Source organism: Paenibacillus physcomitrellae, from assembly GCF_002240225.1.
In the GTDB taxonomy this organism is placed as follows: Bacteria; Bacillota; Bacilli; order Paenibacillales; family Paenibacillaceae; genus Fontibacillus; species Fontibacillus physcomitrellae.
Map to the genome: position 1 here is coordinate 2528264 of NZ_CP022584.1, position 23142 is coordinate 2551405.

General features: G+C 47.4%; 27 protein-coding genes and 1 other annotated feature. All 27 genes read right to left on the bottom strand.

Features of this window, described 5'->3' with window-relative positions:
- Positions 1 to 21 precede the first annotated feature (21 nt).
- The 27 genes from rplN to rpmG all read right to left on the bottom strand — a co-directional run bounded on the left by rplN (position 22) and on the right by rpmG (position 22762).
- The gene (rplN, locus tag CBE73_RS11595) at positions 22 to 390 is read right to left on the bottom strand and encodes a 50S ribosomal protein L14 (protein WP_068698221.1); all 369 of its coding nucleotides are present in this window, start codon (positions 388 to 390) and stop codon (positions 22 to 24) included.
- A 35-nt stretch (positions 391 to 425) separates the two neighbouring features.
- On the bottom strand, positions 426 to 689 hold the full coding sequence (rpsQ, locus tag CBE73_RS11600) for a 30S ribosomal protein S17 (RefSeq protein WP_094094344.1): 264 nt from the start codon (positions 687 to 689) through the stop codon (positions 426 to 428).
- A 49-nt stretch (positions 690 to 738) separates the two neighbouring features.
- A complete protein-coding gene (gene rpmC / locus CBE73_RS11605) occupies positions 739 to 939 on the bottom strand; it encodes a 50S ribosomal protein L29 (protein WP_068698224.1) in 201 nt (66 codons plus the stop codon).
- The gene (gene rplP, locus CBE73_RS11610; protein WP_068698226.1) at positions 929 to 1363 is read right to left on the bottom strand and encodes a 50S ribosomal protein L16; all 435 of its coding nucleotides are present in this window, start codon (positions 1361 to 1363) and stop codon (positions 929 to 931) included. Before rplP ends, rpmC begins: the two co-directional genes overlap by 11 nt.
- 2 nt (positions 1364 to 1365) lie before the next feature.
- The gene (gene rpsC / locus CBE73_RS11615; protein WP_094094345.1) at positions 1366 to 2031 is read right to left on the bottom strand and encodes a 30S ribosomal protein S3; all 666 of its coding nucleotides are present in this window, start codon (positions 2029 to 2031) and stop codon (positions 1366 to 1368) included.
- Positions 2032 to 2044: 13 nt separating this feature from the next.
- Entirely contained in the window at positions 2045 to 2377 is a 333-nt protein-coding gene (rplV, locus tag CBE73_RS11620; RefSeq protein ID WP_094094346.1) for a 50S ribosomal protein L22, read from the bottom strand.
- Positions 2378 to 2411: 34 nt separating this feature from the next.
- Positions 2412 to 2690 carry a 30S ribosomal protein S19 gene (gene rpsS / locus CBE73_RS11625; protein ID WP_094094347.1) on the bottom strand — a complete coding sequence of 93 codons (279 nt, stop codon included), beginning with the start codon at positions 2688 to 2690 and terminating at the stop codon, positions 2412 to 2414.
- Between the two features lie 78 nt (positions 2691 to 2768).
- Positions 2769 to 3599 carry a 50S ribosomal protein L2 gene (gene rplB, locus CBE73_RS11630; RefSeq protein WP_094094348.1) on the bottom strand — a complete coding sequence of 277 codons (831 nt, stop codon included), beginning with the start codon at positions 3597 to 3599 and terminating at the stop codon, positions 2769 to 2771.
- 28 nt (positions 3600 to 3627) lie between these two features.
- Positions 3628 to 3918 (bottom strand): 50S ribosomal protein L23, encoded by a 291-nt coding sequence (gene rplW, locus CBE73_RS11635; protein WP_068698236.1) that lies wholly within the window; start codon positions 3916 to 3918, stop codon positions 3628 to 3630.
- On the bottom strand, positions 3918 to 4541 hold the full coding sequence (gene rplD, locus CBE73_RS11640; RefSeq protein ID WP_094094349.1) for a 50S ribosomal protein L4: 624 nt from the start codon (positions 4539 to 4541) through the stop codon (positions 3918 to 3920). Before rplD ends, rplW begins: the two co-directional genes overlap by 1 nt.
- A 26-nt stretch (positions 4542 to 4567) precedes the next feature.
- On the bottom strand, positions 4568 to 5191 hold the full coding sequence (rplC, locus tag CBE73_RS11645; protein WP_094094350.1) for a 50S ribosomal protein L3: 624 nt from the start codon (positions 5189 to 5191) through the stop codon (positions 4568 to 4570).
- Between the two features lie 42 nt (positions 5192 to 5233).
- On the bottom strand, positions 5234 to 5542 hold the full coding sequence (gene rpsJ / locus CBE73_RS11650; protein WP_068698242.1) for a 30S ribosomal protein S10: 309 nt from the start codon (positions 5540 to 5542) through the stop codon (positions 5234 to 5236).
- Positions 5543 to 5983: 441 nt separating this feature from the next.
- Positions 5984 to 7174, bottom strand: a complete 1191-nt coding sequence (gene tuf, locus CBE73_RS11655) for an elongation factor Tu (protein ID WP_094094351.1) — start codon at positions 7172 to 7174, stop codon at positions 5984 to 5986.
- A 93-nt stretch (positions 7175 to 7267) separates the two neighbouring features.
- Entirely contained in the window at positions 7268 to 9346 is a 2079-nt protein-coding gene (gene fusA / locus CBE73_RS11660) for an elongation factor G (RefSeq protein WP_094094352.1), read from the bottom strand.
- A gap of 49 nt (positions 9347 to 9395) precedes the next feature.
- Positions 9396 to 9866, bottom strand: a complete 471-nt coding sequence (gene rpsG, locus CBE73_RS11665; protein ID WP_044482526.1) for a 30S ribosomal protein S7 — start codon at positions 9864 to 9866, stop codon at positions 9396 to 9398.
- A 48-nt stretch (positions 9867 to 9914) separates the two neighbouring features.
- Positions 9915 to 10337: a 30S ribosomal protein S12 gene (rpsL, locus tag CBE73_RS11670; RefSeq protein WP_068698247.1), complete on the bottom strand. Its 423-nt coding sequence runs from the start codon at positions 10335 to 10337 to the stop codon at positions 9915 to 9917.
- 141 nt (positions 10338 to 10478) lie between these two features.
- Positions 10479 to 10730, bottom strand: a complete 252-nt coding sequence (locus tag CBE73_RS11675; RefSeq protein ID WP_094094353.1) for a ribosomal L7Ae/L30e/S12e/Gadd45 family protein — start codon at positions 10728 to 10730, stop codon at positions 10479 to 10481.
- A 208-nt stretch (positions 10731 to 10938) separates the two neighbouring features.
- Positions 10939 to 14550, bottom strand: a complete 3612-nt coding sequence (gene rpoC, locus CBE73_RS11680; protein ID WP_094094354.1) for a DNA-directed RNA polymerase subunit beta' — start codon at positions 14548 to 14550, stop codon at positions 10939 to 10941.
- 36 nt (positions 14551 to 14586) lie between these two features.
- The gene (gene rpoB, locus CBE73_RS11685; protein WP_094094355.1) at positions 14587 to 18132 is read right to left on the bottom strand and encodes a DNA-directed RNA polymerase subunit beta; all 3546 of its coding nucleotides are present in this window, start codon (positions 18130 to 18132) and stop codon (positions 14587 to 14589) included.
- A 443-nt stretch (positions 18133 to 18575) separates the two neighbouring features.
- Positions 18576 to 19175, bottom strand: a complete 600-nt coding sequence (locus CBE73_RS11690; protein WP_094094356.1) for a class I SAM-dependent methyltransferase — start codon at positions 19173 to 19175, stop codon at positions 18576 to 18578.
- Positions 19176 to 19285: 110 nt separating this feature from the next.
- Positions 19286 to 19648: a 50S ribosomal protein L7/L12 gene (gene rplL, locus CBE73_RS11695; RefSeq protein WP_094094357.1), complete on the bottom strand. Its 363-nt coding sequence runs from the start codon at positions 19646 to 19648 to the stop codon at positions 19286 to 19288.
- A 68-nt stretch (positions 19649 to 19716) separates the two neighbouring features.
- On the bottom strand, positions 19717 to 20226 hold the full coding sequence (rplJ, locus tag CBE73_RS11700; protein ID WP_094094358.1) for a 50S ribosomal protein L10: 510 nt from the start codon (positions 20224 to 20226) through the stop codon (positions 19717 to 19719).
- 59 nt (positions 20227 to 20285) lie between these two features.
- Positions 20286 to 20433, bottom strand: a sequence feature (ribosomal protein L10 leader region).
- Between the two features lie 81 nt (positions 20434 to 20514).
- Positions 20515 to 21207: a 50S ribosomal protein L1 gene (rplA, locus tag CBE73_RS11705; RefSeq protein WP_094094359.1), complete on the bottom strand. Its 693-nt coding sequence runs from the start codon at positions 21205 to 21207 to the stop codon at positions 20515 to 20517.
- Between the two features lie 144 nt (positions 21208 to 21351).
- Entirely contained in the window at positions 21352 to 21777 is a 426-nt protein-coding gene (rplK, locus tag CBE73_RS11710; RefSeq protein WP_016310704.1) for a 50S ribosomal protein L11, read from the bottom strand.
- Positions 21778 to 21842: 65 nt separating this feature from the next.
- Complete coding sequence (gene nusG, locus CBE73_RS11715) at positions 21843 to 22376, bottom strand: transcription termination/antitermination protein NusG (RefSeq protein ID WP_094094360.1); 534 nt, start codon at positions 22374 to 22376, stop codon at positions 21843 to 21845.
- Positions 22377 to 22399: 23 nt separating this feature from the next.
- The gene (secE, locus tag CBE73_RS11720; protein ID WP_094094361.1) at positions 22400 to 22591 is read right to left on the bottom strand and encodes a preprotein translocase subunit SecE; all 192 of its coding nucleotides are present in this window, start codon (positions 22589 to 22591) and stop codon (positions 22400 to 22402) included.
- 21 nt (positions 22592 to 22612) lie between these two features.
- Positions 22613 to 22762, bottom strand: a complete 150-nt coding sequence (gene rpmG, locus CBE73_RS11725) for a 50S ribosomal protein L33 (protein ID WP_076176720.1) — start codon at positions 22760 to 22762, stop codon at positions 22613 to 22615.
- Positions 22763 to 23142 lie beyond the last annotated feature (380 nt).

Consider the following 23142-nt stretch of genomic DNA (forward strand, 5'->3'; position numbering starts at 1 on the left):
GCCGAAACTTTGGGGTGTTGATTAGATAACTTCCGGAGCCAAGGAAACGATCTTCATGAAGTCCTTGTCGCGAAGTTCACGAGCAACTGGTCCAAAGATACGAGTACCGCGTGGGCTCTTATCTTCTTTAACAACAACCGCTGCGTTTTCGTCAAATGCGATATAAGATCCGTCTTTACGACGAACGGAACGTTTTGTACGAACAACAACCGCCTTAACAACATCACCTTTTTTGACAACGCCGCCTGGTGTTGCTTGTTTTACGGAACAAACGATCAGGTCACCGATTTGAGCTGTACGACGTCCTGTACCGCCCAATACGCGGATACACATCAATTCCTTCGCGCCGGAGTTGTCAGCAACAGCCAAACGTGTAAATGGTTGAATCATTGAAATTTCCTCCTTTCGGTTAAGCTACCGTGCAATCAGATAATAACCGCTTCTTCAATTACTTCAGCAAGTCTCCAGCGTTTGTCTTTGGACAACGGGCGAGTCTCAACGATTCTTACAACGTCGCCGATTTTAGCCGTGTTGTTCTCGTCATGCGCTTTGAACTTTTTCGTATATTTAATACGCTTGTGATACAGGTCATGCTTCTTGTAAGTTTCAACAGCTACTACGATGGTTTTATCCATTTTGTCGCTGACTACTTTACCAATTTGCACTCTGCGGGCATTACGTTCGCTCATGGTTGGCCTCCTTCCTGAGTTCGGGCGCTGCTAATCTGCAGCAATTATCTTAACTGGAAATCCCAAGTTCTCTTTCACGTAAAACGGTTTTAGCACGAGCTATTTCTCTGCGCACGTCACGGATTCGAGTAGGGTTATCAAGCTGACCTGTAGCCAATTGAAAACGGAGGTTAAAGAGTTCCTCTTTAAATCCGGCAATTTTTTGTTCGATCTCAGCAGTGGTTAAGTTGCGAAGTTCATTAGCTTTCATTTGCTTCACCACCCAATTCTTCACGTTTCACAAACTTTGTTTTGATCGGCAGTTTGTGGGCAGCAAGACGCATCGCTTCACGAGCAATTTCTTCCGATACACCAGCAAGTTCAAACAGGATTTTACCTGGTTTAACAACTGCGACCCATTTCTCAACGTTACCTTTACCGCTACCCATACGAACCTCAAGAGGCTTCTGAGTAATCGGTTTGTCAGGGAAAATTTTAATCCATACTTTACCGCCACGCTTGATATAACGAGTCATCGCGATACGCGCTGCTTCGATCTGACGGTTAGTGATCCATGATGGTTCTGTAGCTTGCAGGCCGAATTCGCCGAAGTTCAGTTCAGTGCCGCCTTTAGCTTGACCTCTAAGACTACCGCGTTGTTGTTTGCGGTGTTTTACACGTTTTGGTACCAACATGATTAGTTGCCTCCTTCCTGAGCAGCTTGTTTCTTAGCCGTAGGAAGAACCTCTCCACGATAGATCCATACTTTTACGCCGATACGGCCATAGGTCGTATGAGCTTCAGCCGTTCCGTAGTCGATGTCGGCACGAAGCGTATGAAGTGGAACAGTTCCTTCACTGTAGCCTTCTGTACGAGCAATTTCAGCACCGCCAAGACGACCGCTGACTGCTGTCTTAATTCCTTTTGCACCAGAACGCATAGTTCTTTGGATCGCTTGTTTCAAAGCACGACGGAAAGAAACGCGACGTTCCAATTGTTGTGCAATGCTTTCAGCGACGAGAATCGCGTCAAGATCTGGAGTTTTGATTTCGGAAATGTTGATGTGAACTTTTTTGCCGCCAGCGATTTTAGTAATTTCATTGCGCAGGTTCTCAACTTCGGAACCGCCTTTACCAATTACCATACCTGGTTTAGCAGTGTGGATAGTAACGTTCACACGGTTAGCCGCTCTCTCGATTTCGATGCGAGATACAGCGGATTCTTTCAATTTATTTTTCAGGTGTTCACGGATTTTAACGTCTTCCAGAAGAAGATCGCCGAAGTCCTTGCCTGCGTACCATTTAGATTCCCAATCACGGATAATACCTACCCGCAATCCGACTGGATTTACCTTTTGGCCCACACGTTTTCCCTCCTTATTTTTCAGATACCACCAATGTGATGTGGCTGGTGCGTTTGTTAATACGGCTTGCACGACCCATAGCCCGCGGACGGAAACGTTTCATCGTTGGTCCTTGGTTTACGTAAGCCTGCGTAATCACCAATTTGTTAACGTCCATAGAATAGTTGTGCTCAGCGTTTGCGATAGCCGAGTTCAGCAACTTTTCTAAGATCGGAGAAGCTGCTTTAGGAGTATGGCGAAGGATTGCGATAGCCTCGCCCACTTTCTTACCGCGAATCAAGTCAACAACGAGTTGAGCTTTACGCGGAGCGATGCGGATCATATTAGCATGTGCTTTTGCTTCCAATTTCGTAACCTCCTCTCATAAAGAAGAACTAGAATTAACGTCTTGTTTTCTTATCGTCGTCCGTATGTCCTTTGTACGTACGTGTTGGCGCGAATTCGCCAAGTTTATGTCCAACCATATCTTCCGTTACGTAAACCGGTACATGCTTGCGGCCGTCGTAAACGCCGAAAGTGTGTCCGATGAATTGCGGGAAAATCGTGGAACGACGGGACCAAGTTTTGATGACAGCTTTCTTGCTGGAAGCTTCCATCTCTTCAACTTTTTTGAGCAGGTACCCATCAATGAAAGGTCCTTTTTTCAAACTGCGACTCATAGGTTAAATCCTCCCTTCGAAACAACTTCAGATGATTCTCGAACCGCTCCCCACCGGGAAGTTATGCGTAGAAACGCATTACTTCGTACGGCGGCGAACAATATATTTATCAGAAGCTTTTCCTTTTTTACGCGTTTTGTAACCAAGGGTTGGTTTACCCCAAGGAGACAATGGAGATTTACGGCCGATTGGAGCGCGACCTTCACCACCACCGTGTGGGTGATCGTTAGGGTTCATTACAACACCGCGAACTTCAGGGCGTTGTCCGAGCCAGCGACTGCGTCCAGCTTTACCGATTTTAACGAGCTCGTGGTCTTCGTTACCTACGGAGCCGATTGTAGCGCGGCAAACTTTAAGAATTCTGCGAACCTCGCCGGAAGAAAGACGAACGGTTACGTATTTTTCTTCTTTACCGAGCAATTGAGCTTCTGTACCGGCAGCACGAACGAGTTGTCCGCCTTTACCTGGTTTCAGCTCGATGTTGTGGATAACTGTACCTACTGGAATGTTTTCCAAAGGCAGCGCGTTACCGATTTTGATGTCAGATCCAGGACCGGAAATGACTTGGTCGCCCACTTTCAAACCTTTAGGAGCGATGATGTAACGTTTCTCGCCATCCACATAATGAATCAAAGCGATGTTGGAAGTACGGTTCGGGTCATATTCGATCGTAGCAACGTGACCTGGAATGCCGTCTTTGTTCCGTTTAAAGTCGATAATACGGTATTTACGTTTGTGTCCGCCGCCATGGTGACGAACCGTAATTTTACCTTGGTTGTTGCGGCCTGCAGTTTTGCTAAGAGGCGCAAGCAAAGATTTCTCCGGTACATTTGTTGTGATTTCTTCAAATGTAGAGACGGACATAGCACGTCTTGCCGGGGATGTCGGTTTATACTTTTTGATTGGCACTGTGTTTCCCTCCTAACTTTAAGAAATGTTATACCGATTCAAAGAACTCAAGCGGTTTGCTGTCTGCAGTCAGGGTTACGAATGCTTTCTTCCACTCGGAAGTGTAACCAGAATGACGTCCGTACCGTTTAGGCTTCGCAGGGACGCGCAAAGTGTTTACATTCTTAACTTTGACTTTAAAGATCGCTTCAACAGCTTGTTTGATTTCGGTTTTGTTGGCACGAATGTCAACTTCGAAAACGTATTTCAGGTCACCCATATATTCAGCCGTACGTTCTGTGATTACAGGACGTTTGATAATATCACGAGGATCTTTCATTACGCGAGCACCTCCTCTACCTTCTGAACTGCTTCTTTCGTAATGATCAGCTTGTCGTATGTCAGGACATCAAGAACATTGATGCCGTCAGCTGCAACAAACTTAACCCCTGGAATGTTACGAGCGGAGAGCGCTACGTTATCGTCATAGCTAGGAGCTACAACCAAAGCTTTGCGGTCCACTTTCAGGTTGTTAAGAATCGCTGCGAACTCTTTCGTCTTAGGCGCGTTAAGCGTCAAAGCGTCAAGTACGATAATTTCGTTGTCGATCACTTTCGAAGAAAGCGCGGATTTAATAGCCAGACGACGAACTTTCTTAGGCAGTTTGAAAGAATAGCTGCGTGGAGTTGGACCGAAGACCACACCACCACCTACCCATTGCGGGGCACGAATGGAACCTTGACGTGCGCGGCCAGTACCTTTTTGTTTCCAAGGTTTACGTCCGCCGCCGCGTACTTCAGAACGTCCTTTTACTTTGTGTGTACCAAAACGAAGGGAAGCGCGCTGCATAACTACTGCATCGTGAAGAACATGTTTGTTCGGCTCGATACCGAAAACCGCATCGTTCAGTTCAACTTCGCCCACTTGGCTGCCACTTACATTATAAAGTGCTACTTTAGGCATTTTGTGTTCCTCCTTTCTTCAGTCGATTATTTCTTAACCGTTTCTTGAATTTTAACGAAGCCGTTCTTAGGGCCCGGGATAGAACCTTTAACGAGCAGAACGTTACGTTCTACATCAATTTTAACAACCTCAAGGTTTTGGATCGTTACTGTTTCGTGACCCATATGTCCTGGAAGGTGTTTACCTTTAGGAACACGGTTCGCCTGGATGGAACCCATGGAACCTGGTCTACGATGGTAACGGGAACCGTGAGCCATTGGTCCGCGGCTTTGTCCCCAACGTTTGATAACGCCGGCAAAACCTTTACCTTTAGAAATACCCGTTACGTCAACGAATTCGCCTTCTGCAAAGACATCAGCTTTAACCTCTTGGCCAACTTCATATCCTGCAAGATCGATACCGCGAATTTCACGAACGTAGCGCTTAGGTGTAGAGTTAGCTTTTTTGGCATGCCCTACTTCAGGTTTGTTAGCACTTTTCTCTTTTTTATCGGAGAAGCCGAGCTGTACCGCTTCGTAACCGTCGTTCTCAACATCTTTCTTCTGTAGAACCACGTTCGGGCCTGCTTCGATTACCGTTACAGGAACCACGTTACCTTCTGCAGTAAACAACTGAGTCATTCCAAGTTTTTTACCTAAGATACCTTTCATGTTGACACCTCATTCCCTTTACTAATTGACTTACTTCATAAATTACAATTTAATTTCGATATCCACACCCGACGGCAGATCCAAGCGCATCAAGGCATCCACAGTTTGTGGAGTCGGATTAACAATATCGATCAAACGTTTATGAGTACGTTGTTCGAATTGTTCCCGGGAATCCTTGTACTTGTGTACCGCACGGAGAATTGTAACAACTTGCTTCTCAGTTGGAAGCGGAATCGGTCCGGATACGCCAGCACCGGAACGTTTTGCAGTTTCAACGATCTTCTCAGCGGATTGATCAAGAATTCTGTGGTCGTAAGCTTTCAAACGAATACGAATTTTTTGCTTTGCCATGTTAGTCCCTCCTTCTATCGCCCAATTTAGTATCGGACATACTCCGTGAAAATTTTCTGACCACCGCCCCATGGCAAAGGGGCCGGGTGTGTCAGTAACCTCTCACATCATCGCAACGTCACAGAACAACATTCATTATTATATAGAATTGTTAGGCGTTATGCAAGCTAATTTCGAAAAAAGCTGAATAATTCTTCAGTGCTAAATATTGCCGTATTCTCGCGGTTAAATCTGCTCTGCACAAACTTGATTAACAACCTATATAGTAGAAAAATACTTCTGCTGTGCGGCTAATGCACGTCCACGTTCAATTATAATGCCAGACATAAAAAAATCCGGCGCTGCCAAGCAGACACCGGATTTCCTTTACTTTCGTTCACAGTACATTGTTACTCTTCACAGCACATTGTTGCTTTATCAAGATAAGGTTAATTAACCTTATTATTTGGAGATTGTAGCTACGGAACCTGCACCTACTGTACGTCCGCCTTCACGAATGGAGAACTTAGTTCCTTCTTCGATCGCGATTGGGTTGATCAGGGATACAGTAACAGTGATGTTATCACCAGGCATAACCATTTCAGTACCTTCTGGCAGGTTGATAACGCCAGTTACGTCAGTTGTACGGAAATAGAACTGTGGACGGTAGCCAGTGAAGAAAGGCTTGTGACGGCCACCCTCTTCTTTAGTCAAAACGTACACCTGAGCTTCGAACTCAGTGTGTGGTTTAACGGAAGCTGGTTTAGCCAATACTTGGCCACGTTCGATTTGGTTACGGTCAACACCACGAAGCAGTGCGCCGATGTTGTCGCCGGCTTGAGCGGAGTCCAGCAATTTGCGGAACATTTCTACGCCAGTTACAACGGATTTCTTAGTTTCTTCGTGAATACCCACGATTTCGATTTCGTCGCCGACTTTAACAGTACCGCGCTCTACACGACCAGTAGCAACTGTACCACGGCCAGTGATGGAGAATACGTCCTCGACAGGCATCAAGAATGGCTTGTCAACTTCACGTTCAGGCAATGGGATGTAAGTGTCGATAACTTCGAACATTTCAACGATCTTCTTAGCCCATTCGCCGTCTGGGTTTTGCAAAGCTTCACGAGCGGAACCACGAGTGATTGGAGTGTCGTCGCCTGGGAAGTCGTATTCGGACAACAGGTCGCGCACTTCCATTTCAACCAGTTCCAGAAGCTCTTCGTCTTCTACCATGTCGCATTTGTTCAAGAATACAACGATGTAAGGAACGCCTACCTGACGGGACAACAGGATGTGTTCGCGAGTTTGCGGCATTGGGCCGTCAGCTGCGGATACAACCAGGATCGCGCCGTCCATTTGAGCAGCACCAGTGATCATGTTTTTAACATAGTCGGCGTGTCCTGGGCAGTCAACGTGTGCGTAGTGACGAGTAGGAGTTTCGTATTCTACGTGAGCTGTAGAGATAGTGATACCGCGTTCACGCTCTTCTGGAGCTTTGTCGATTTGGTCAAATGCTACTGCTGCACCACCGTAAGTTTTGGACAATACAGTTGTGATTGCAGCTGTCAAAGTTGTTTTACCATGGTCGACGTGACCGATAGTACCGATGTTAACGTGTGGTTTATTACGTTCGTATTTAGCCTTAGCCATTTTAAACAATTCCTCCTCAAATTTAAGGTTTGTTATGTTAGGTCAGAGCGAAGGTGCCGCTATGCTGCACTTCCGCTCCAACAGGTAAAACGATTATTCTCCGCCTTTGTTCTTAGCAATGATTTCCTCAGCGATGCTCTTAGGAACTTCTTCATAGTGGGAGAGTTCCATGGAGAATACGCCGCGACCTTGTGTACCAGAACGAAGCGTTGTAGAGTAACCGAACATTTCAGAGAGAGGTACTTTTGCACGGATAATTTGAGTACCGCCACGGGAATCCATACCTTCGATACGGCCACGACGGGAGTTCAGCATACCCATAACATCGCCCATGTACTCCTCAGGCACTGTTACTTCTACTTTCATGATTGGCTCAAGCAATACAGGCTTACACTTGTCCTTAGCTGCTTTAAGCGCCATGGAACCTGCAATCTTAAACGCCATTTCACTGGAGTCAACATCATGGTAAGAACCGTCTACGATAGTGGCTTTAACGTCTACAACCGGGAAGCCGGCGAGCATACCATTCTTCATAGCTTCTTCAATACCTTGTTGTGCTGGTCCAATGTACTCTCTAGGTACAGAACCGCCGACAACTTTGCTGTCGAACTGGCTGCCTGTTCCTGGCTCGAGAGGTTCGAATTCAACCCAAACGTGACCGTATTGACCACGACCACCGGACTGACGAACGAATTTACCTTCAACGCGCGCAGGCACTGTAATGGTTTCACGGTAAGCAACCTGTGGTTTACCCACGTTAGTTTCTACCTTGAATTCACGGCGCATACGGTCGATGATGATATCCAGGTGAAGCTCACCCATACCTGCCAGAATCGTCTGACCTGTTTCTTCGTCTGTATGAGCACGAAGCGTAGGGTCTTCTTCTGTCAGTTTGCCAAGGGCAACACCCATTTTATCTTGGTCGGCTTTAGTCTTGGGCTCAACCGCGATTTCGATAACCGGATCCGGGAAGTTCATGGACTCCAGGATAACCGGATTCTTCTCATCACAAAGTGTATCACCTGTACCTGTATCTTTCAAACCAACCGCTGCCGCGATGTCACCAGCGTATACTTCGCTGATTTCTTGACGGCTGTTAGCGTGCATCTGAAGGATACGGCCGATCCGTTCACGTTTACCTTTTGTAGCATTCAATACGTAAGAACCGGATTGCAAAATACCGGAGTATACGCGGAAGAATGTCAATTTACCTACATAAGGGTCAGTCATGATTTTAAATGCCAAAGCCGAGAACGGCTCTTCGTCAGAAGAGTGACGAACCGCTTCAGTACCATCTTCAAGATGGCCATTGATGGACGGAACGTCCACTGGAGCTGGCAAGTAATCGATAACAGCGTCCAGCATCAGCTGAACCCCTTTGTTACGGTAAGAGGAACCACAGATTACTGGGAAGATTTTAACTTCAACAACACCCTTACGGAGTGCCGCTTTCAGTTCGTCGACAGTGATTTCCTCGCCTTCGAGGTATTTCATAGTCAGATCTTCGTCCAGTTCCGCTACTTTCTCAATCAGTTCGTTGCGAAGCTCTTCGACCTGATCAAGATATTGTTCCGGAATTTCTACTTCTTCGATATTTTGACCCAAATCGTCTTTGTACATATGCGCTTTTTGGCCAATGATATCGATGATGCCTACGAAGTCATTTTCTGCACCGATAGGCAGTTGGATTGCAACTGCGTTCGCTTGCAGACGTTCGCGCATATCCTTAACTACGTTCAGGAAATCGGCACCGATAATGTCCATTTTGTTGACATAAGCGATCCGAGGAACGCCATAACGGTCAGCCTGTCTCCATACTGTTTCAGACTGCGGCTCAACGCCTTCTTTAGCACTGAAAACGCCTACGGCCCCGTCCAATACACGCAGGGAACGTTCAACTTCTACAGTGAAGTCAACGTGTCCCGGAGTATCAATGATATTGACGCGGTGACCCTTCCATTGAGCCGTTGTAGCTGCGGAAGTAATTGTAATCCCGCGCTCCTGCTCTTGCTCCATCCAGTCCATTGTTGCAGCACCTTCGTGAACTTCACCGATTTTGTGCGTACGGCCTGTGTAGAACAAGATACGTTCAGTGGTAGTAGTCTTACCGGCGTCAATATGCGCCATGATACCGATGTTACGTGTATTTTTCAAGGAGAACTCTCTTGCCATGAATGGGATCTCCCTTCAAAATTGAAGTATTGGTCTTACAAGCCGAATCCTACCAGCGGTAGTGAGCAAACGCTTTGTTCGCTTCAGCCATTTTGTGTGTGTCTTCACGTTTCTTGACGGAAGCGCCAGTGTTATTGGATGCGTCGATGATCTCAGCAGCCAAACGCTCTTCCATCGTCTTCTCACCGCGGTTGCGGGAGTAGTTTACGAGCCAACGTAATCCCAGGGATGTACGTCTTTCTGGTTTAACTTCGATCGGTACCTGGTAGTTTGCACCACCAACACGACGAGCTTTAACCTCCAGAACTGGCATGATATTCTTAAGCGCTGCTTCAAAGACTTCCATTGGATCGTTGCCAGTACGTTCTTGAATCAGGTTGAACGCATTGTACAAGATACTTTGAGCAACACCACGTTTACCGTCAAGCATGATACGGTTGATCAGACGAGTAACAAGTTTGCTGTTGTATACCGGATCTGGCAACACGTCTCTTTTTGTAACAGGACCTTTGCGTGGCATGGATATCCCCCTTTCAAAAAAGAATTCTAAATCACAGATATGTTAATCTTAAGACTTCTTAGCTTTAGGACGTTTAGCGCCGTATTTGGAACGAGCCTGCATACGGTTGTTAACACCTGCAGTATCCAAAGCTCCGCGTACGATATGGTAACGTACACCCGGCAAGTCCTTAACCCGGCCACCACGAATCAGCACGACACTGTGCTCTTGCAGGTTATGACCGATACCCGGAATGTAAGCTGTCACCTCTACGCGGTTCGTCAAACGAACACGGGCATATTTACGAAGTGCAGAGTTCGGTTTCTTAGGAGTCATTGTACCTACACGAGTGCAGACACCACGTTTTTGTGGAGCGCTCAGTTCAGTAGCCTCACGTTTCAAAGCGTTAAAACCACGTTGCAAAGCAGGTGATTTGGACTTTTCAACTTTTGCTTGGCGTCCTTTACGGACTAGTTGGTTAATAGTTGGCATGTTGTTGCCACCCCCTTCCTCAAATTTTAAAAGCTCTTTACAAACCTTCTTTTTAAGCCCACAGAGCCAGGCGGTTCATAAAAGAACAAAGGAAAAGTTTTTACATCGAGGTTTCCCCTTCAGCAAAAACGTTTCAAGCCATTATGGTCTTACAATCGCAGCCATTGCCGCACCGACTTCGATGCCGCATGCCTTGCCTAGATTCTTCATCGTATCGACATAAGCAATCTTCACAGATGATTCTTCGCAAAGCGCTACAATCTTTGAAGTAATTCGCGGATCTGCATCCTGCGCTACATATACTTCTTCAGCTAGTCCCAATTGAACCATTCGCATGGTCTGCTTGGTGCCGATTCTTACATGAGCATCCTGTAGCCCGTTGTCATTCGACATGGTCAACCCTCCGAAGAAAGACAGGAATTCTCGCACTCACGCACTTTGATATATTATCATTCCGGCTATTGAATGTCAAGAATAGCGCCCAATCTTTTTTTTCGAAAAAAAGATCGGCGCCGACTGCCGAAAGGAAACTGAAATCTTCAGCTTCCTTTCGCGTCTGCGCCGTCATTTTCACTGCTGAAGGAAGCTTACTCTACCGGTATTATTCTACCGATACAGGCTCCAAGCCTTCAGCCGTCTCTTCATCAACCGGTCCGTCAAATTCCACATTGCGGTAACGGTTCATGCCCGTACCCGCTGGAATCAGCTTACCGATGATAACATTTTCCTTAAGACCCAGCAATTTATCCACTTTACCTTTGATTGCTGCGTCCGTCAGGACACGAGTAGTCTCCTGGAAGGAGGCCGCAGACAAGAAGGAGTCAGTTTCGAGCGATGCTTTGGTGATACCGAGCAATACCGGTTTCGCAACAGCAGGCTCTTTGCCGGACAGAATGGCCTCTTTGTTAGCTGTTTCGTATTCATGCAGGTCAACGAATGATCCTGGCAGCAGCTGTGTATCTCCGGCATCTACGATACGGATCTTACGCAGCATCTGCTTGATCATAACTTCGACGTGTTTGTCGTTGATTTCTACGCCCTGGTTCCGGTATACGCGTTGAACTTCCTGAAGGATGTAGTTCTGTACGCCGCGGATGCCTTTGATGCGCAGAATTTCTTTAGGGTCGATGGAACCGTCAGTGAGCTCATCGCCTGCTTCAATTTCCATGCCTTCGCTTACACGCAGGCGCGATCCGTAAGTGACGGAGTAAACCTTCGTTTCCGCTTCGCCTTGTACCTCGATTTCACGGCGGTCTTTAGCTTCACGGATTTCTTTGATTACGCCGTCGATTTCACTGATAGTTGCTTGACCTTTCGGGTTCCGGGCTTCGAAAAGCTCCTGGATACGCGGAAGACCTTGCGTGATATCGTCACCCGCAACACCGCCGGTGTGGAACGTACGCATAGTAAGCTGAGTTCCCGGTTCACCGATGGATTGTGCTGCGATGATACCAACCGCTTCACCGATCTCAACGTGTTTGCCTGTCGCCAGGTTGCGTCCGTAACATTTCTTACATACGCCATGACGAGCGCGGCAGCTGAGCACGGAGCGGATTTGCAGCTTCTCGATACCCGCATTAACGATCGCATTCGCTTTGTCCGTGTCGATGAGCTCATCACGATGAATGATGATTTCGCCGGTTTCCGGATGACGGATCGTTTCGAAGCAGTAACGGCCTTCGATACGGTCAAACAGATCTTCGATGATTTCTTTACCATCCTGGATCCGTGATACCACGATACCTTTATCGGTTCCGCAATCTTCTTCGCGAACGATAACGTCCTGCGCCACGTCTACCAGACGACGAGTCAGGTAACCGGAATCCGCGGTACGAAGCGCGGTATCCGCCAAACCTTTACGAGCACCGTGCGTCGAGATAAAGTACTCGAGGACGGTCAGGCCTTCGCGGAAGTTCGCTTTGATCGGCAGCTCGTAAATCCGGCCGGATGGTGTTGCCATCAGACCCCGCATACCGCCCAGCTGGGTGATCTGCGATTTGTTACCCCGCGCTTTGGAATCCACCATGAGCATGATGGAGTTGAAGCGGTCCATCGACTTCATGAGGACGTCGGTCAGCTGGTCTTTCGCTTTGGACCAGATGTCGATAACGCGGTCATACCGTTCTTCATCTGTAATCAGACCACGACGGTATTGGTTCGTAACAACTCGGACTTTTTCATCCGATTCGGACATGATTTGCTTCTTCTCTTCCGGAACCACAACGTCGGATACCGCGATGCTGACACCGGCGCGTGTGGAATAAGTGAAGCCGAGCTGTTTGATTTTATCAAGAATCACAGACGTTTCTGTCGTGTGATAAGTTTCGAAGCAGCGTGCAATGATGGAGCCCAGATATTCTTTACCTACTGCACTTGCAATAGGAGAAGCATCGAGCAGCGCTTTGACGTCTGCGCCCTTCTCATAAATGAAGTACTTCTCAGGCGTACCATTAAACAGGTTATCCCGTGTAGCTTCATTAATGTAAGGGAACGTCTCAGGGAAAATTTCGTTAAAGATAATTTTACCCACGGTTGTGATCAGCAAGGCATCCTGCTGCTTCTCATTAAAGATCACTTTGTTCAGCGCTTTAACAGGGATTGCAACACGTGCGTGCAGGGATGCTGCGCCACGCTGGTAAGCTGAAACAGCTTCGTTAACGTTACCCAGGATCATACCTGAACCTTTGGCTTCCTTGTTATCCATAGTGAGATAGAAGGAACCAAGGACCATATCCTGAGACGGAGTAACAACCGGTTTACCGTCTTTAGGGTTCAAAATGTTACCGGAAGCCAGCATCAAGATGCGCGCTTCAGCCTGAGCTTCAGCAGACAACGGAACGTGAACCGCCATTTGGTCACCGTCGAAGTCGGCGTTATAAGCCGTACATACGAGCGGATGCAGACGGATAGCGCGGCCTTCAACCAGAATCGGTTCAAACGCCTGGATACCGAGACGGTGAAGCGTAGGGGCACGGTTCAGCAGAACCGGATGCTCCTTGATCACTTCTTCAAGAACATCCCAAACTTCAGGGCTTACGCGCTCTACTTTACGTTTCGCGCTCTTGATGTTGTGAGCGAGGCCTTTATTCACAAGCTCCTTCATCACAAATGGTTTGAACAGCTCCAAAGCCATTTCTTTAGGGAGACCACATTGGTACATTTTCAGGTAAGGACCTACGACGATAACGGAACGACCGGAATAGTCAACCCGTTTACCGAGAAGGTTCTGACGGAAACGGCCTTGTTTACCTTTCAGCATATGGCTGAGGGATTTCAAAGGACGGTTGCCCGGACCTGTTACCGGACGGCCGCGGCGGCCGTTATCGATCAAAGCGTCAACGGCTTCTTGAAGCATCCGTTTCTCGTTCTGAACGATGATGTCCGGAGCGCCAAGGTCAAGCAGACGCTTCAAACGGTTGTTCCGGTTGATTACACGGCGGTACAGGTCATTCAGGTCAGACGTTGCGAAACGTCCGCCGTCCAGCTGTACCATCGGACGCAATTCCGGAGGGATGACCGGAAGCACGTCGAGAATCATCCATTCCGGCTGGTTGCCGGAGCTCTTGAACGCTTCAATCACTTCGAGGCGTTTGATCGCCCGGTTGCGGCGTTGACCTTGAGCCGTACGGAGTTCCTCTTTCAGGAACTCCAGCTCTTTATCGACATCCAGATCCTGCAGCAATTTCTTTACCGCTTCAGCGCCCATGCCCGCTTGAAAACCGTAGCCGTATTTCTCACGGTAGCTGCGGTATTCTTTTTCGGACAAGAGTTGTTTCTTCTCAAGCGGCGTATCACCAGGATCGGTAACTACATAAGATGCAAAATAAATGATCTCTTCCAGCGATCTAGGGGACATATCCAAAGCCAGACCCATCCGGCTAGGAATCCCTTTGAAATACCAGATATGAGATACAGGAGCTGCCAATTCAATGTGGCCCATACGTTCACGGCGCACTTTCGCACGCGTAACTTCTACACCACAGCGGTCACAGACTACGCCTTTATAACGGACGCGTTTGTATTTACCGCAATGACATTCCCAGTCTTTTGTAGGGCCAAAAATCTTTTCACAGAACAGCCCTTCTTTTTCCGGCTTAAGTGTACGATAGTTAATCGTTTCCGGTTTCTTAACTTCTCCGCGGGACCAAGAACGAATTTTTTCTGGGGAAGCAAGCCCAATTTTCATAAACTCGAAGTTGTTGACGTCCAACAAGGAGCATCCCTCCTTAACCAAGTCCTGATTTATACTCTATTCAACGCCGACTTCCGATCCTTCCAGATTCAAGCTCAGCTTATCGCCGGCTGTATCATCCTCATCATCCAGCTCTTTCATCTCGATTTCTTCTTCGTTTTCGCTCAGGATCTTAACGTCCATCCCCAAGCTTTGAAGCTCTTTGATCAAGACCTTGAAGGATTCCGGCACGCCTGGTTCCGGTACATTCTCACCTTTGACAATGGATTCGTAGGTTTTCACCCGGCCGACCACGTCATCGGATTTAACAGTCAAAATCTCTTGCAGGGTATAAGCGGCGCCGTAAGCTTCCAGCGCCCACACTTCCATCTCACCGAAACGCTGGCCGCCGAACTGAGCTTTACCACCCAGCGGCTGCTGTGTAACGAGAGAGTAAGGACCTGTGGAACGGGCATGGATCTTATCGTCAACCATGTGCGCCAGTTTGATCATGTGCATGACGCCGACGGTCACTTCACGTTCAAATGGTTCACCTGTACGTCCGTCATACAGCATTGTTTTACCGTTGCGCTGCATACCGGCCTCTTCCATCGTGTCGAATACGTCGTATTCGTTCGCGCCGTCAAATACCGGCGTTGCCACGTGGATACCAAGCTTCATAGCGGCCATACCAAGGTGAATCTCCAGTACCTGACCGATGTTCATCCGCGATGGTACGCCCAGCGGGTTAAGAACAACCTGTACCGGCGTTCCGTCCGGCATAAACGGCATATCTTCTTCAGGCAGAATGCGGGCAACGACACCCTTGTTACCGTGACGTCCGGCCATTTTATCGCCTTCGGAGATTTTACGTTTCTGTGCAATATAAACGCGAACCAGCTGGTTCACACCTGGAGGCAGCTCATCGCCGTTCTCACGGGTAAACACTTTAACGTCAACAACGATACCATCCGTACCGTGAGGTACACGGAGGGAAGTATCACGAACTTCGCGGGCCTTCTCTCCAAAAATCGCGTGCAGCAAACGTTCTTCAGCAGTCAATTCGGTAACGCCCTTAGGAGTTACTTTACCAACCAGAATGTCGCCGGCAGCAATTTCGGCACCGATGCGGATAATACCGCGTTCGTCGAGGTTGCGGAGCGCTTCTTCGCCGACGTTCGGAATATCGCGCGTAATTTCTTCCGGTCCAAGCTTCGTGTCACGGGCTTCGGATTCATATTCTTCAATATGAATGGAAGTGTACACGTCTTCTTTAACCAGCTTCTCGCTCAGCAAGATCGCATCCTCGTAGTTGTAACCTTCCCAAGTCATGAAGGCAACGACTACGTTGCGGCCCAGTGCCAATTCGCCCATTTCCGTGGATGGACCGTCCGCCAGAATATCGCCTTTCTTGACGATGTCGCCGCGTCTTACAATCGGACGCTGGTTGATGCATGTCCCGTGGTTCGAACGCTTGAATTTGTGTAATTTATGTTTAATGATGTCGCCTTTAACTTCCTTGCCGTCTACAAGCTCAGTACGGCGCAGCCAAATTTCATCAGCTGTGGAGCGTTCGATAACACCATCATATTTAGAAACGATACATACCCCGGAATCTTTAGCAGCTTTGTGTTCCATACCTGTACCTACAAGCGGAGCTTTCGGAATCAGAAGAGGAACGGCCTGCCGCTGCATGTTGGATCCCATCAGCGCGCGGTTGGAGTCGTCATTTTCCAGGAACGGAATGAGCGCTGTCGCTACGGATACAACCTGTTTAGGGGAGATATCCATGTAGTCAACACGGTCGCTAGGCATCGTCAAAATGTTATCGGACTGTTTGTTATAACGAACGATAACCATATCGTCTTTGAACTTGCCGTCTTCGGAAAGCTCAACGTTCGCCTGGGCGATAACGTAGTTATCTTCCTCATCGGCAGTCAGGTACGCGATTTGTTCCGTTACTTGACCGGATTTCGGATCCACCCAACGGTACGGCGCTTCGATAAAGCCATATTCGTTGATGCGGGCAAAAGTGGACAAGGAGTTGATCAAACCGATGTTCGGACCTTCCGGTGTCTCGATAGGACACATACGGCCATAGTGAGAGTGGTGAACGTCTCGAACTTCCATGCCCGCGCGTTCCCGTGTCAGACCACCAGGTCCCAGTGCGGAAAGACGGCGTTTATGCGTAAGTTCAGCCAGCGGGTTTGTTTGGTCCATGAACTGAGACAGCTGCGAGCTGCCAAAGAACTCTTTAATGGACGCAATCACCGGACGAATGTTGATCAAGGCTTGCGGCGTAATGACGTTAGCGTCTTGAATGGACATTCTTTCACGAACCACACGCTCCATACGGGACAAACCGATACGGAACTGATTCTGCAAAAGCTCACCTACAGAACGCAAACGACGGTTGCCCAAATGATCAATATCGTCGGTGCTGCCGATGCCGTGCAGCAGGTTAATGAAATAGCTGATCGAGGAAATAATATCAGCAGGTGTAATGTGCTTAACGGATTTATCAATATTCCGGTTCGCAATCACTTTAACTACCTTGCCGTCCTCGATAGGCGAGAAGATATCAATCGTTTGCAGCGGAACATCTTCCGCACCAAGCACACCGTTAGCCAGGTGATAATCCTTGAAGCTTACGCCCTGCTCAAGCAGCGGCAGGATTTCATCCAGCAGTCGGCGGTCAACCAATTGGCCGGCTTCGGCAATGATTTCACCGGTTGTGGTGTCAATCAGGGATTCAGCCAGACGTTGGTTGAACAAACGATCTTTAATATGCAGCTTTTTGTTGATTTTGTAGCGACCTACGTTCGCGAGGTCATAACGTTTTGGATCAAAGAAACGGGCTACGAGCAAGCTTTTCGCATTTTCCAGCGTTGGCGGCTCACCCGGACGAAGGCGTTCGTAGATCTCGATGAGCGCTTTCTCCGTCGAATCCGTGTTGTCTTTATCCAGCGTGTTGCGGATATATTCATCGTTACCGAGCAAATCCAGAATTTCAGCATCCGTACCAAAACCAAGAGCGCGAAGCAATACCGTTACCGGTATTTTGCGTGTCCGGTCGATACGGACATAAATGATGTCCTTCGCGTCCGTTTCAAGCTCCAGCCATGCGCCGCGATTCGGAATGACGGTAGCGGTGTACGTCTTTTTGCCGTTTTTATCGACTTTCGTACTGAAATAGACGCTTGGGGAGCGTACCAACTGGCTGACAATAACCCGTTCTGCGCCATTGATAACGAAAGTCCCGGTTTCTGTCATCAGCGGGAAATCCCCCATGAACACTTCCTGTTCCTTGACTTCGCCGGTTTCCTTATTAATGAGCCGAACTTTAACTCTAAGCGGCGCTGCATACGTAACGTCGCGTTCTTTCGCATCGTCTACCGTATACTTCGGTTCGCCTAGGCTGTAGTCGATAAATTCCAAAACCAGGTTACCCGTGAAATCCTGAATCGGCGAGATGTCTTGGAACATTTCCCGCAAACCTTCCTCCAAAAACCACTCATATGATTTCTGTTGGATTTCAATCAGGTTCGGAATTTCGAGAACCTCGTTAATCCTTGCATAACTCCGCCGAGTGCGTCGACCATATTGAACAAGATGTCCTGCCAACTTAAACTCACCCCTCATGTCTACTCACTTAAAAATACATTGCGAACCCGTGTTTGTACGCTTATAATAAAACCCATGAACGGATTCCACAAACAAGCAAAAACGGCTTTACGACCTGTAATTTAGGCCGACACCCGTTTGCGTAACCGAAAGACAATTTAATCTCCCGGCAAAGAAAAAGCCCCTACCCGATACTTCGAAGAAAGAGCATATTGATTCCGCGTCTTCCTTGACGGAATCCCCCATATTCAATAGATTTGCCCAAAATGTACATATTATACGTAAACAAGCGCCGAAATATACCGCCGCTGCTACAAAATATGCTTGACATCTTCACAAACTAAAGACATAGAGGGCATCCTAATGCTGACATTTTATAATAATATCATGCGCCTACATACAAGTCAATAGACCTTTGAGAAAAAAGTCAAGGTTACACCTGTTTATTTTACAGCTTTGAAAATACGGTACCCCTTGTCCTTCGTTACTTCCTCAACTGAACGGAACAGCTGCTCAAGCTTCTCTTTAGCTGACGGTGCCCCTTGCTTCTTCTGGATCACAATCCACAGCGAGCCTCCCTGCTTCAATCGGGCATACGCCCCTTCGAACACCGAATGAACCACACTTTTCCCGGCCCGGATAGGCGGATTGGTCAGAATCACATCAAACTTCTCGACTTCTGGCACATTGGTATAAATGTCGCTTTGAAGAGCCGTAACATTAGAGATGCCATTGGCCTTAGCGTTTTCAGCAGCCAGCCCCACAGCACGTTCATTGACGTCAATCATGGTTACATGCCCGCTGCTTGCCATAACCGCAGCTGACAAACCGATAGGACCATAACCGCAGCCCACATCCAGCACCTGATCTCTGTCCCCAATCTCCATCGCTTCGATCAACACTTTACTGCCGTAGTCTACCCCTTGTTTAGAGAACACGCCTGCATCGCTTGTAAATCGAAACTTGCGTCCGCGGAGAACCGTTTCAATCGTCCGCCTGTCATGTGCCGTTTCGGGTTTACTGGAATAATAGTGATCTGCCATGCTAAACCTCCATCAAAATAAAAGTCCAGGTTAACTCCGCACTTTTATTAGGATTTATAAAAACAAACCCCTTGAAAGACTCAAGGGGTTTGTCTCATAAAAGGAAGAAATTATTTAACTTCTACAGTTGCGCCTGCTTCTTCCAATTTAGCTTTAGTAGCTTCAGCTTCTTCTTTAGCTACTTTTTCTTTCAATGGTTTTGGAGCGTTGTCTACCAGGTCTTTTGCTTCTTTCAGACCCAGACCAGTGATTTCGCGAACGACTTTGATAACGTTGATTTTGGAAGCACCAGCGTTAGTCAAGATTACGTCGAACTCGGATTGTTCAGCAGCTTCAGCTGCGCCGCCGCCACCTGCTACTACAACTGGAGCTGCAGCAGTTACGCCGAATTCTTCTTCGATTGCTTTAACCAATTCGTTCAGTTCAAGAACGGACATACCTTTAATTTCTTCCAAGATTGTTTCTTTGCTCATGAGTTAAACCTCCATTATATTAGTTAAATTTAATTTGTTGTTACGCTACGAACTTTGGAGCAAATCGCTTACGCGCTTGCTTCGCCTTCGCCTTTGTCTGCCACGGCTTTGACTGCCAGCGCAAAGTTGCGAACTGGAGCTTGAAGCACGCTGAGGAGCATGGAAAGAAGACCTTCGCGGGAAGGAAGATCAGCCAGCGCTTTGATTTGATCAACGCCAACTACACGACCTTCAACAACGCCACCTTTAATTTTCAATGCATCATTTTTCTTAGCGAAATCGCTCAGAATTTTTGCAGGCGCTACAGCATCTTCTGCACCGAATGCAATAGCAGTAGGACCAGTCAGAACTTCATCAAGTTCAGTCAGTTCCGTAGCTGCAGTCGCACGGCGAACGAGTGAGTTTTTCAATACTTGAAACTCAACACCCGCTTCGCGAAGCTGCTTGCGCAGTTCCGTAACTTGGGAAACATTAAGACCACGATAGTCGGCAATGACAGTAGTTACGCTGGATTTCAGCTTGGAAGCTACCACTTCAACCGCCGCCTGTTTGGACTCGATTACTTTTGCGTTTGCCAAATTGTACACCTCCTATAAAGATTACTTAATCCGTAAGACACTTGCTTCTTCCGAAGCTCCGGGATATGAAAAAGACCTCCGCAGTAGAACTACGAAGGTCTGATGATTCATCATTTGCGAAGCAAATTCCGAACTTATATCACAACACCTCGGTAGGAAATTAAGCCCCTCGGCACCTACTGTCTACGGTAAGCATATTCGATTTGAATGAAATCAATGCAACCATTACAGTATATACGGATTACTCCGGAGAGTCAACCCTCATCCCTAAGCCGAAGCCTGGAAATATTATCTGTAAACGGAAGTAGCAACGCGGACGCTTGGTCCCATCGTCGAAGAAACGGCGATGTTCTTCAAGTAAACGCCTTTAGCTGCTGCAGGTTTAGCACGGTTCAAAGCATCAATCAATGCTTTCAAGTTCTCATTCAGCTGTTCAGAGCTGAAGGAAGCTTTACCGATTGGAGCATGGATTTGACCAGCTTTATCCAGACGGTACTCGATTTTACCTGCTTTGATTTCTTGAACGGCTTTAGTTACATCAAATGTAACTGTGCCGGCTTTAGGGTTAGGCATAAGGCCTTTACCGCCGAGAAGGCGACCCAATTTACCAACTTCGCTCATCATGTCCGGTGTAGCTACGCAGACATCGAACTCGAACCAGCCTTGTTGGATTTTGTTGATCATGTCTTGATCGCCTACGAAGTCAGCACCAGCAGCTTCCGCTTCTTTTGCTTTCTCACCTTTGGCGAATACCAGAACGCGCTGTGTTTTACCCGTGCCATGAGGCAGGACAACGACACCACGAACGGCTTGGTCTTGTTTACGAGGGTCAACGCCCAGACGTACTGCAGCTTCAACAGTTTCGTCGAATTTAGCAGTAGCTGCCTTCTTCACAAGCTCAACAGCTTCTGAAGGCTCATAAGTTGCTTCGCTGTCGATCAGCTTAGCAGCTTCCAGGTATTTTTTACCGTGTTTAGCCATGATTTTTTCCTCCTTGTGTGGTATTAGCGGAAATTCCTCCCACTATCTTTAATTCATTTAGTTACCCGAAGGCTAAAAAATGAATTAAAGGCAACTTCTGTTGCAAACAGCAACTTCCATTGCTAATAAACTTACTCTCCAAGATTAGTCTTGGATTGTGATACCCATACTGCGGGCAGTACCTTCAACCATACGCATAGCTGCTTCAACGGAAGCTGCGTTCAGGTCAGGCATTTTTTGTTCTGCAATTTGACGAACAGTATCACGCTTAACAGTTGCTACTTTCTTCTTGTTAGGTTCACCGGAACCTTTCTCGATTTTAGCAGCTACACGAAGCAATACCGCAGCCGGTGGAGTTTTCGTAATGAAAGTGAAAGAACGGTCTTCAAATACGGAAATTTCAACCGGAATGATCAAACCAGCTTGGTCAGCTGTACGAGCGTTAAACTCCTTACAGAAAGCCATGATGTTAACACCTGCTTGACCGAGAGCCGGACCTACTGGAGGAGCTGGATTCGCTTTACCCGCAGGAATTTGCAGTTTGACAACTTTAATTACCTTTTTAGCCATGTAAGACACCTCCTTGCGCTAGTAATGCAGAGTACAAGCGTACTTCCACATGTAAACCCATGTTGCTAGAGCTTCTCAACTTGAGTGTAGTCCAGTTCGAGCGGGGTTTCCCGGCCAAACATGTTGACGTGAACTTTGACTTTACTCTTATCAGTCAGCACTTCTTCAACAGACCCGACAAAATTAGCGAATGGACCCACTTTAATCCGTACGGATTCTTTGATCTCAAACTCAATCGTCGGTTTAGGCTCTTGCATGCCCATATGCTGAAGAATTTGTTCCACTTCCTCTGGAAGGAGCGGAGTTGGTTTGGAGCCGGATCCTGTAGAACCTACAAATCCAGTTACCCCAGGCGTATTGCGAACAACATACCAGGAATCGTCTGTCTGGATCATTTCCACCAAGACATAACCAGGGTAAACTTTGCGCATGACAGTCTTCTTCTTACCGTCTTTGTTTACGATCTCTTCTTCCATAGGAACAAGAACCCGGAAAATCTTGTCTTCCATGCCCATCGACTCGACGCGCTTCTCCAAATTGGCTTTGACCTTATTCTCATACCCTGAATAGGTATGAACTACGTACCATCTTTTTTCCATATCAAGCCACCTAAGGACCCTTCTTAAATTATCGCTTCGATCACAGCGGAGATACCGATGTCAATAACCCAAAAGTAAACGGCGACAACTACAATTGTACCCAGCACAATCAGCGTGTAATTCGTCAACTCTTTACGATTGGGCCAGCGAACCTTTTTAAGTTCAGCCCAGCTTTCGGAGAAAAAAGAAAAAATCGACTTGAAACTGCGTTTCATGCGCGACTACACCTCCACAGACTATCTGGTTTCGCGATGAGGAGTTTGCTCGTTACAGAACTTGCAAAATTTCTTCATCTCCATGCGGTCGGGGTGGTTACGCTTGTTCTTTGTTGTCGTGTAGTTTCTTTGTTTGCAATTCGTACAAGCCAACGTAATAATTACCCGCATGATGTGCACCTCCCGAAGACATCTTAATCAAGTTAGAAGTCTCTTAATAATCCGGACGAACCGGCAAAAGCAGGTCTTCACTCAGCTGAGGTATGGATAAGAAAATAGGGAACTTGCAACTATACTTTCTTATCCATGCCAAAGAAGCATGAATTTAGGCCTACTCGAAACACTTTATCACATTTTGAACATCCGTGTCAATGCAAGATTAAGTTGCCAAACGTTGGCGCAGCCTGCAAAACAAGCCGTTTCCAAGGATCTCCTGAGCTGGTTGACGCACCATTTCCCAAGTATAATCACATAAAACATTTGTTAAACCTTAAACACCCAAAATGGCAAATAAAAAAAGACCCGGTGCCGAGTCCTTTCCTAAGAAGGCT

What these genes read in the sequence shown, in the direction of transcription:
- rplN (WP_068698221.1), bottom strand. Translation starts at nt 390, where the DNA reads ATGATTCAACCATTTACACGTTTGGCTGTTGCTGACAACTCCGGCGCG.
- rpsQ (WP_094094344.1), bottom strand. Translation starts at nt 689, where the DNA reads ATGAGCGAACGTAATGCCCGCAGAGTGCAAATTGGTAAAGTAGTCAGC.
- rpmC (WP_068698224.1), bottom strand. Translation starts at nt 939, where the DNA reads ATGAAAGCTAATGAACTTCGCAACTTAACCACTGCTGAGATCGAACAA.
- rplP (WP_068698226.1), bottom strand. Translation starts at nt 1,363, where the DNA reads ATGTTGGTACCAAAACGTGTAAAACACCGCAAACAACAACGCGGTAGT.
- rpsS (WP_094094347.1), bottom strand. Translation starts at nt 2,690, where the DNA reads ATGAGTCGCAGTTTGAAAAAAGGACCTTTCATTGATGGGTACCTGCTC.
- rplW (WP_068698236.1), bottom strand. Translation starts at nt 3,918, where the DNA reads ATGAAAGATCCTCGTGATATTATCAAACGTCCTGTAATCACAGAACGT.
- rplD (WP_094094349.1), bottom strand. Translation starts at nt 4,541, where the DNA reads ATGCCTAAAGTAGCACTTTATAATGTAAGTGGCAGCCAAGTGGGCGAA.
- rplC (WP_094094350.1), bottom strand. Translation starts at nt 5,191, where the DNA reads ATGAAAGGTATCTTAGGTAAAAAACTTGGAATGACTCAGTTGTTTACT.
- rpsJ (WP_068698242.1), bottom strand. Translation starts at nt 5,542, where the DNA reads ATGGCAAAGCAAAAAATTCGTATTCGTTTGAAAGCTTACGACCACAGA.
- tuf (WP_094094351.1), bottom strand. Translation starts at nt 7,174, where the DNA reads ATGGCTAAGGCTAAATACGAACGTAATAAACCACACGTTAACATCGGT.
- fusA (WP_094094352.1), bottom strand. Translation starts at nt 9,346, where the DNA reads ATGGCAAGAGAGTTCTCCTTGAAAAATACACGTAACATCGGTATCATG.
- rpsG (WP_044482526.1), bottom strand. Translation starts at nt 9,866, where the DNA reads ATGCCACGCAAAGGTCCTGTTACAAAAAGAGACGTGTTGCCAGATCCG.
- rpsL (WP_068698247.1), bottom strand. Translation starts at nt 10,337, where the DNA reads ATGCCAACTATTAACCAACTAGTCCGTAAAGGACGCCAAGCAAAAGTT.
- CBE73_RS11675 (WP_094094353.1), bottom strand. Translation starts at nt 10,730, where the DNA reads ATGTCGAATGACAACGGGCTACAGGATGCTCATGTAAGAATCGGCACC.
- CBE73_RS11690 (WP_094094356.1), bottom strand. Translation starts at nt 19,175, where the DNA reads ATGGCAGATCACTATTATTCCAGTAAACCCGAAACGGCACATGACAGG.
- rplL (WP_094094357.1), bottom strand. Translation starts at nt 19,648, where the DNA reads ATGAGCAAAGAAACAATCTTGGAAGAAATTAAAGGTATGTCCGTTCTT.
- rplA (WP_094094359.1), bottom strand. Translation starts at nt 21,207, where the DNA reads ATGGCTAAACACGGTAAAAAATACCTGGAAGCTGCTAAGCTGATCGAC.
- rplK (WP_016310704.1), bottom strand. Translation starts at nt 21,777, where the DNA reads ATGGCTAAAAAGGTAATTAAAGTTGTCAAACTGCAAATTCCTGCGGGT.
- nusG (WP_094094360.1), bottom strand. Translation starts at nt 22,376, where the DNA reads ATGGAAAAAAGATGGTACGTAGTTCATACCTATTCAGGGTATGAGAAT.
- secE (WP_094094361.1), bottom strand. Translation starts at nt 22,591, where the DNA reads ATGAAACGCAGTTTCAAGTCGATTTTTTCTTTTTTCTCCGAAAGCTGG.
- rpmG (WP_076176720.1), bottom strand. Translation starts at nt 22,762, where the DNA reads ATGCGGGTAATTATTACGTTGGCTTGTACGAATTGCAAACAAAGAAAC.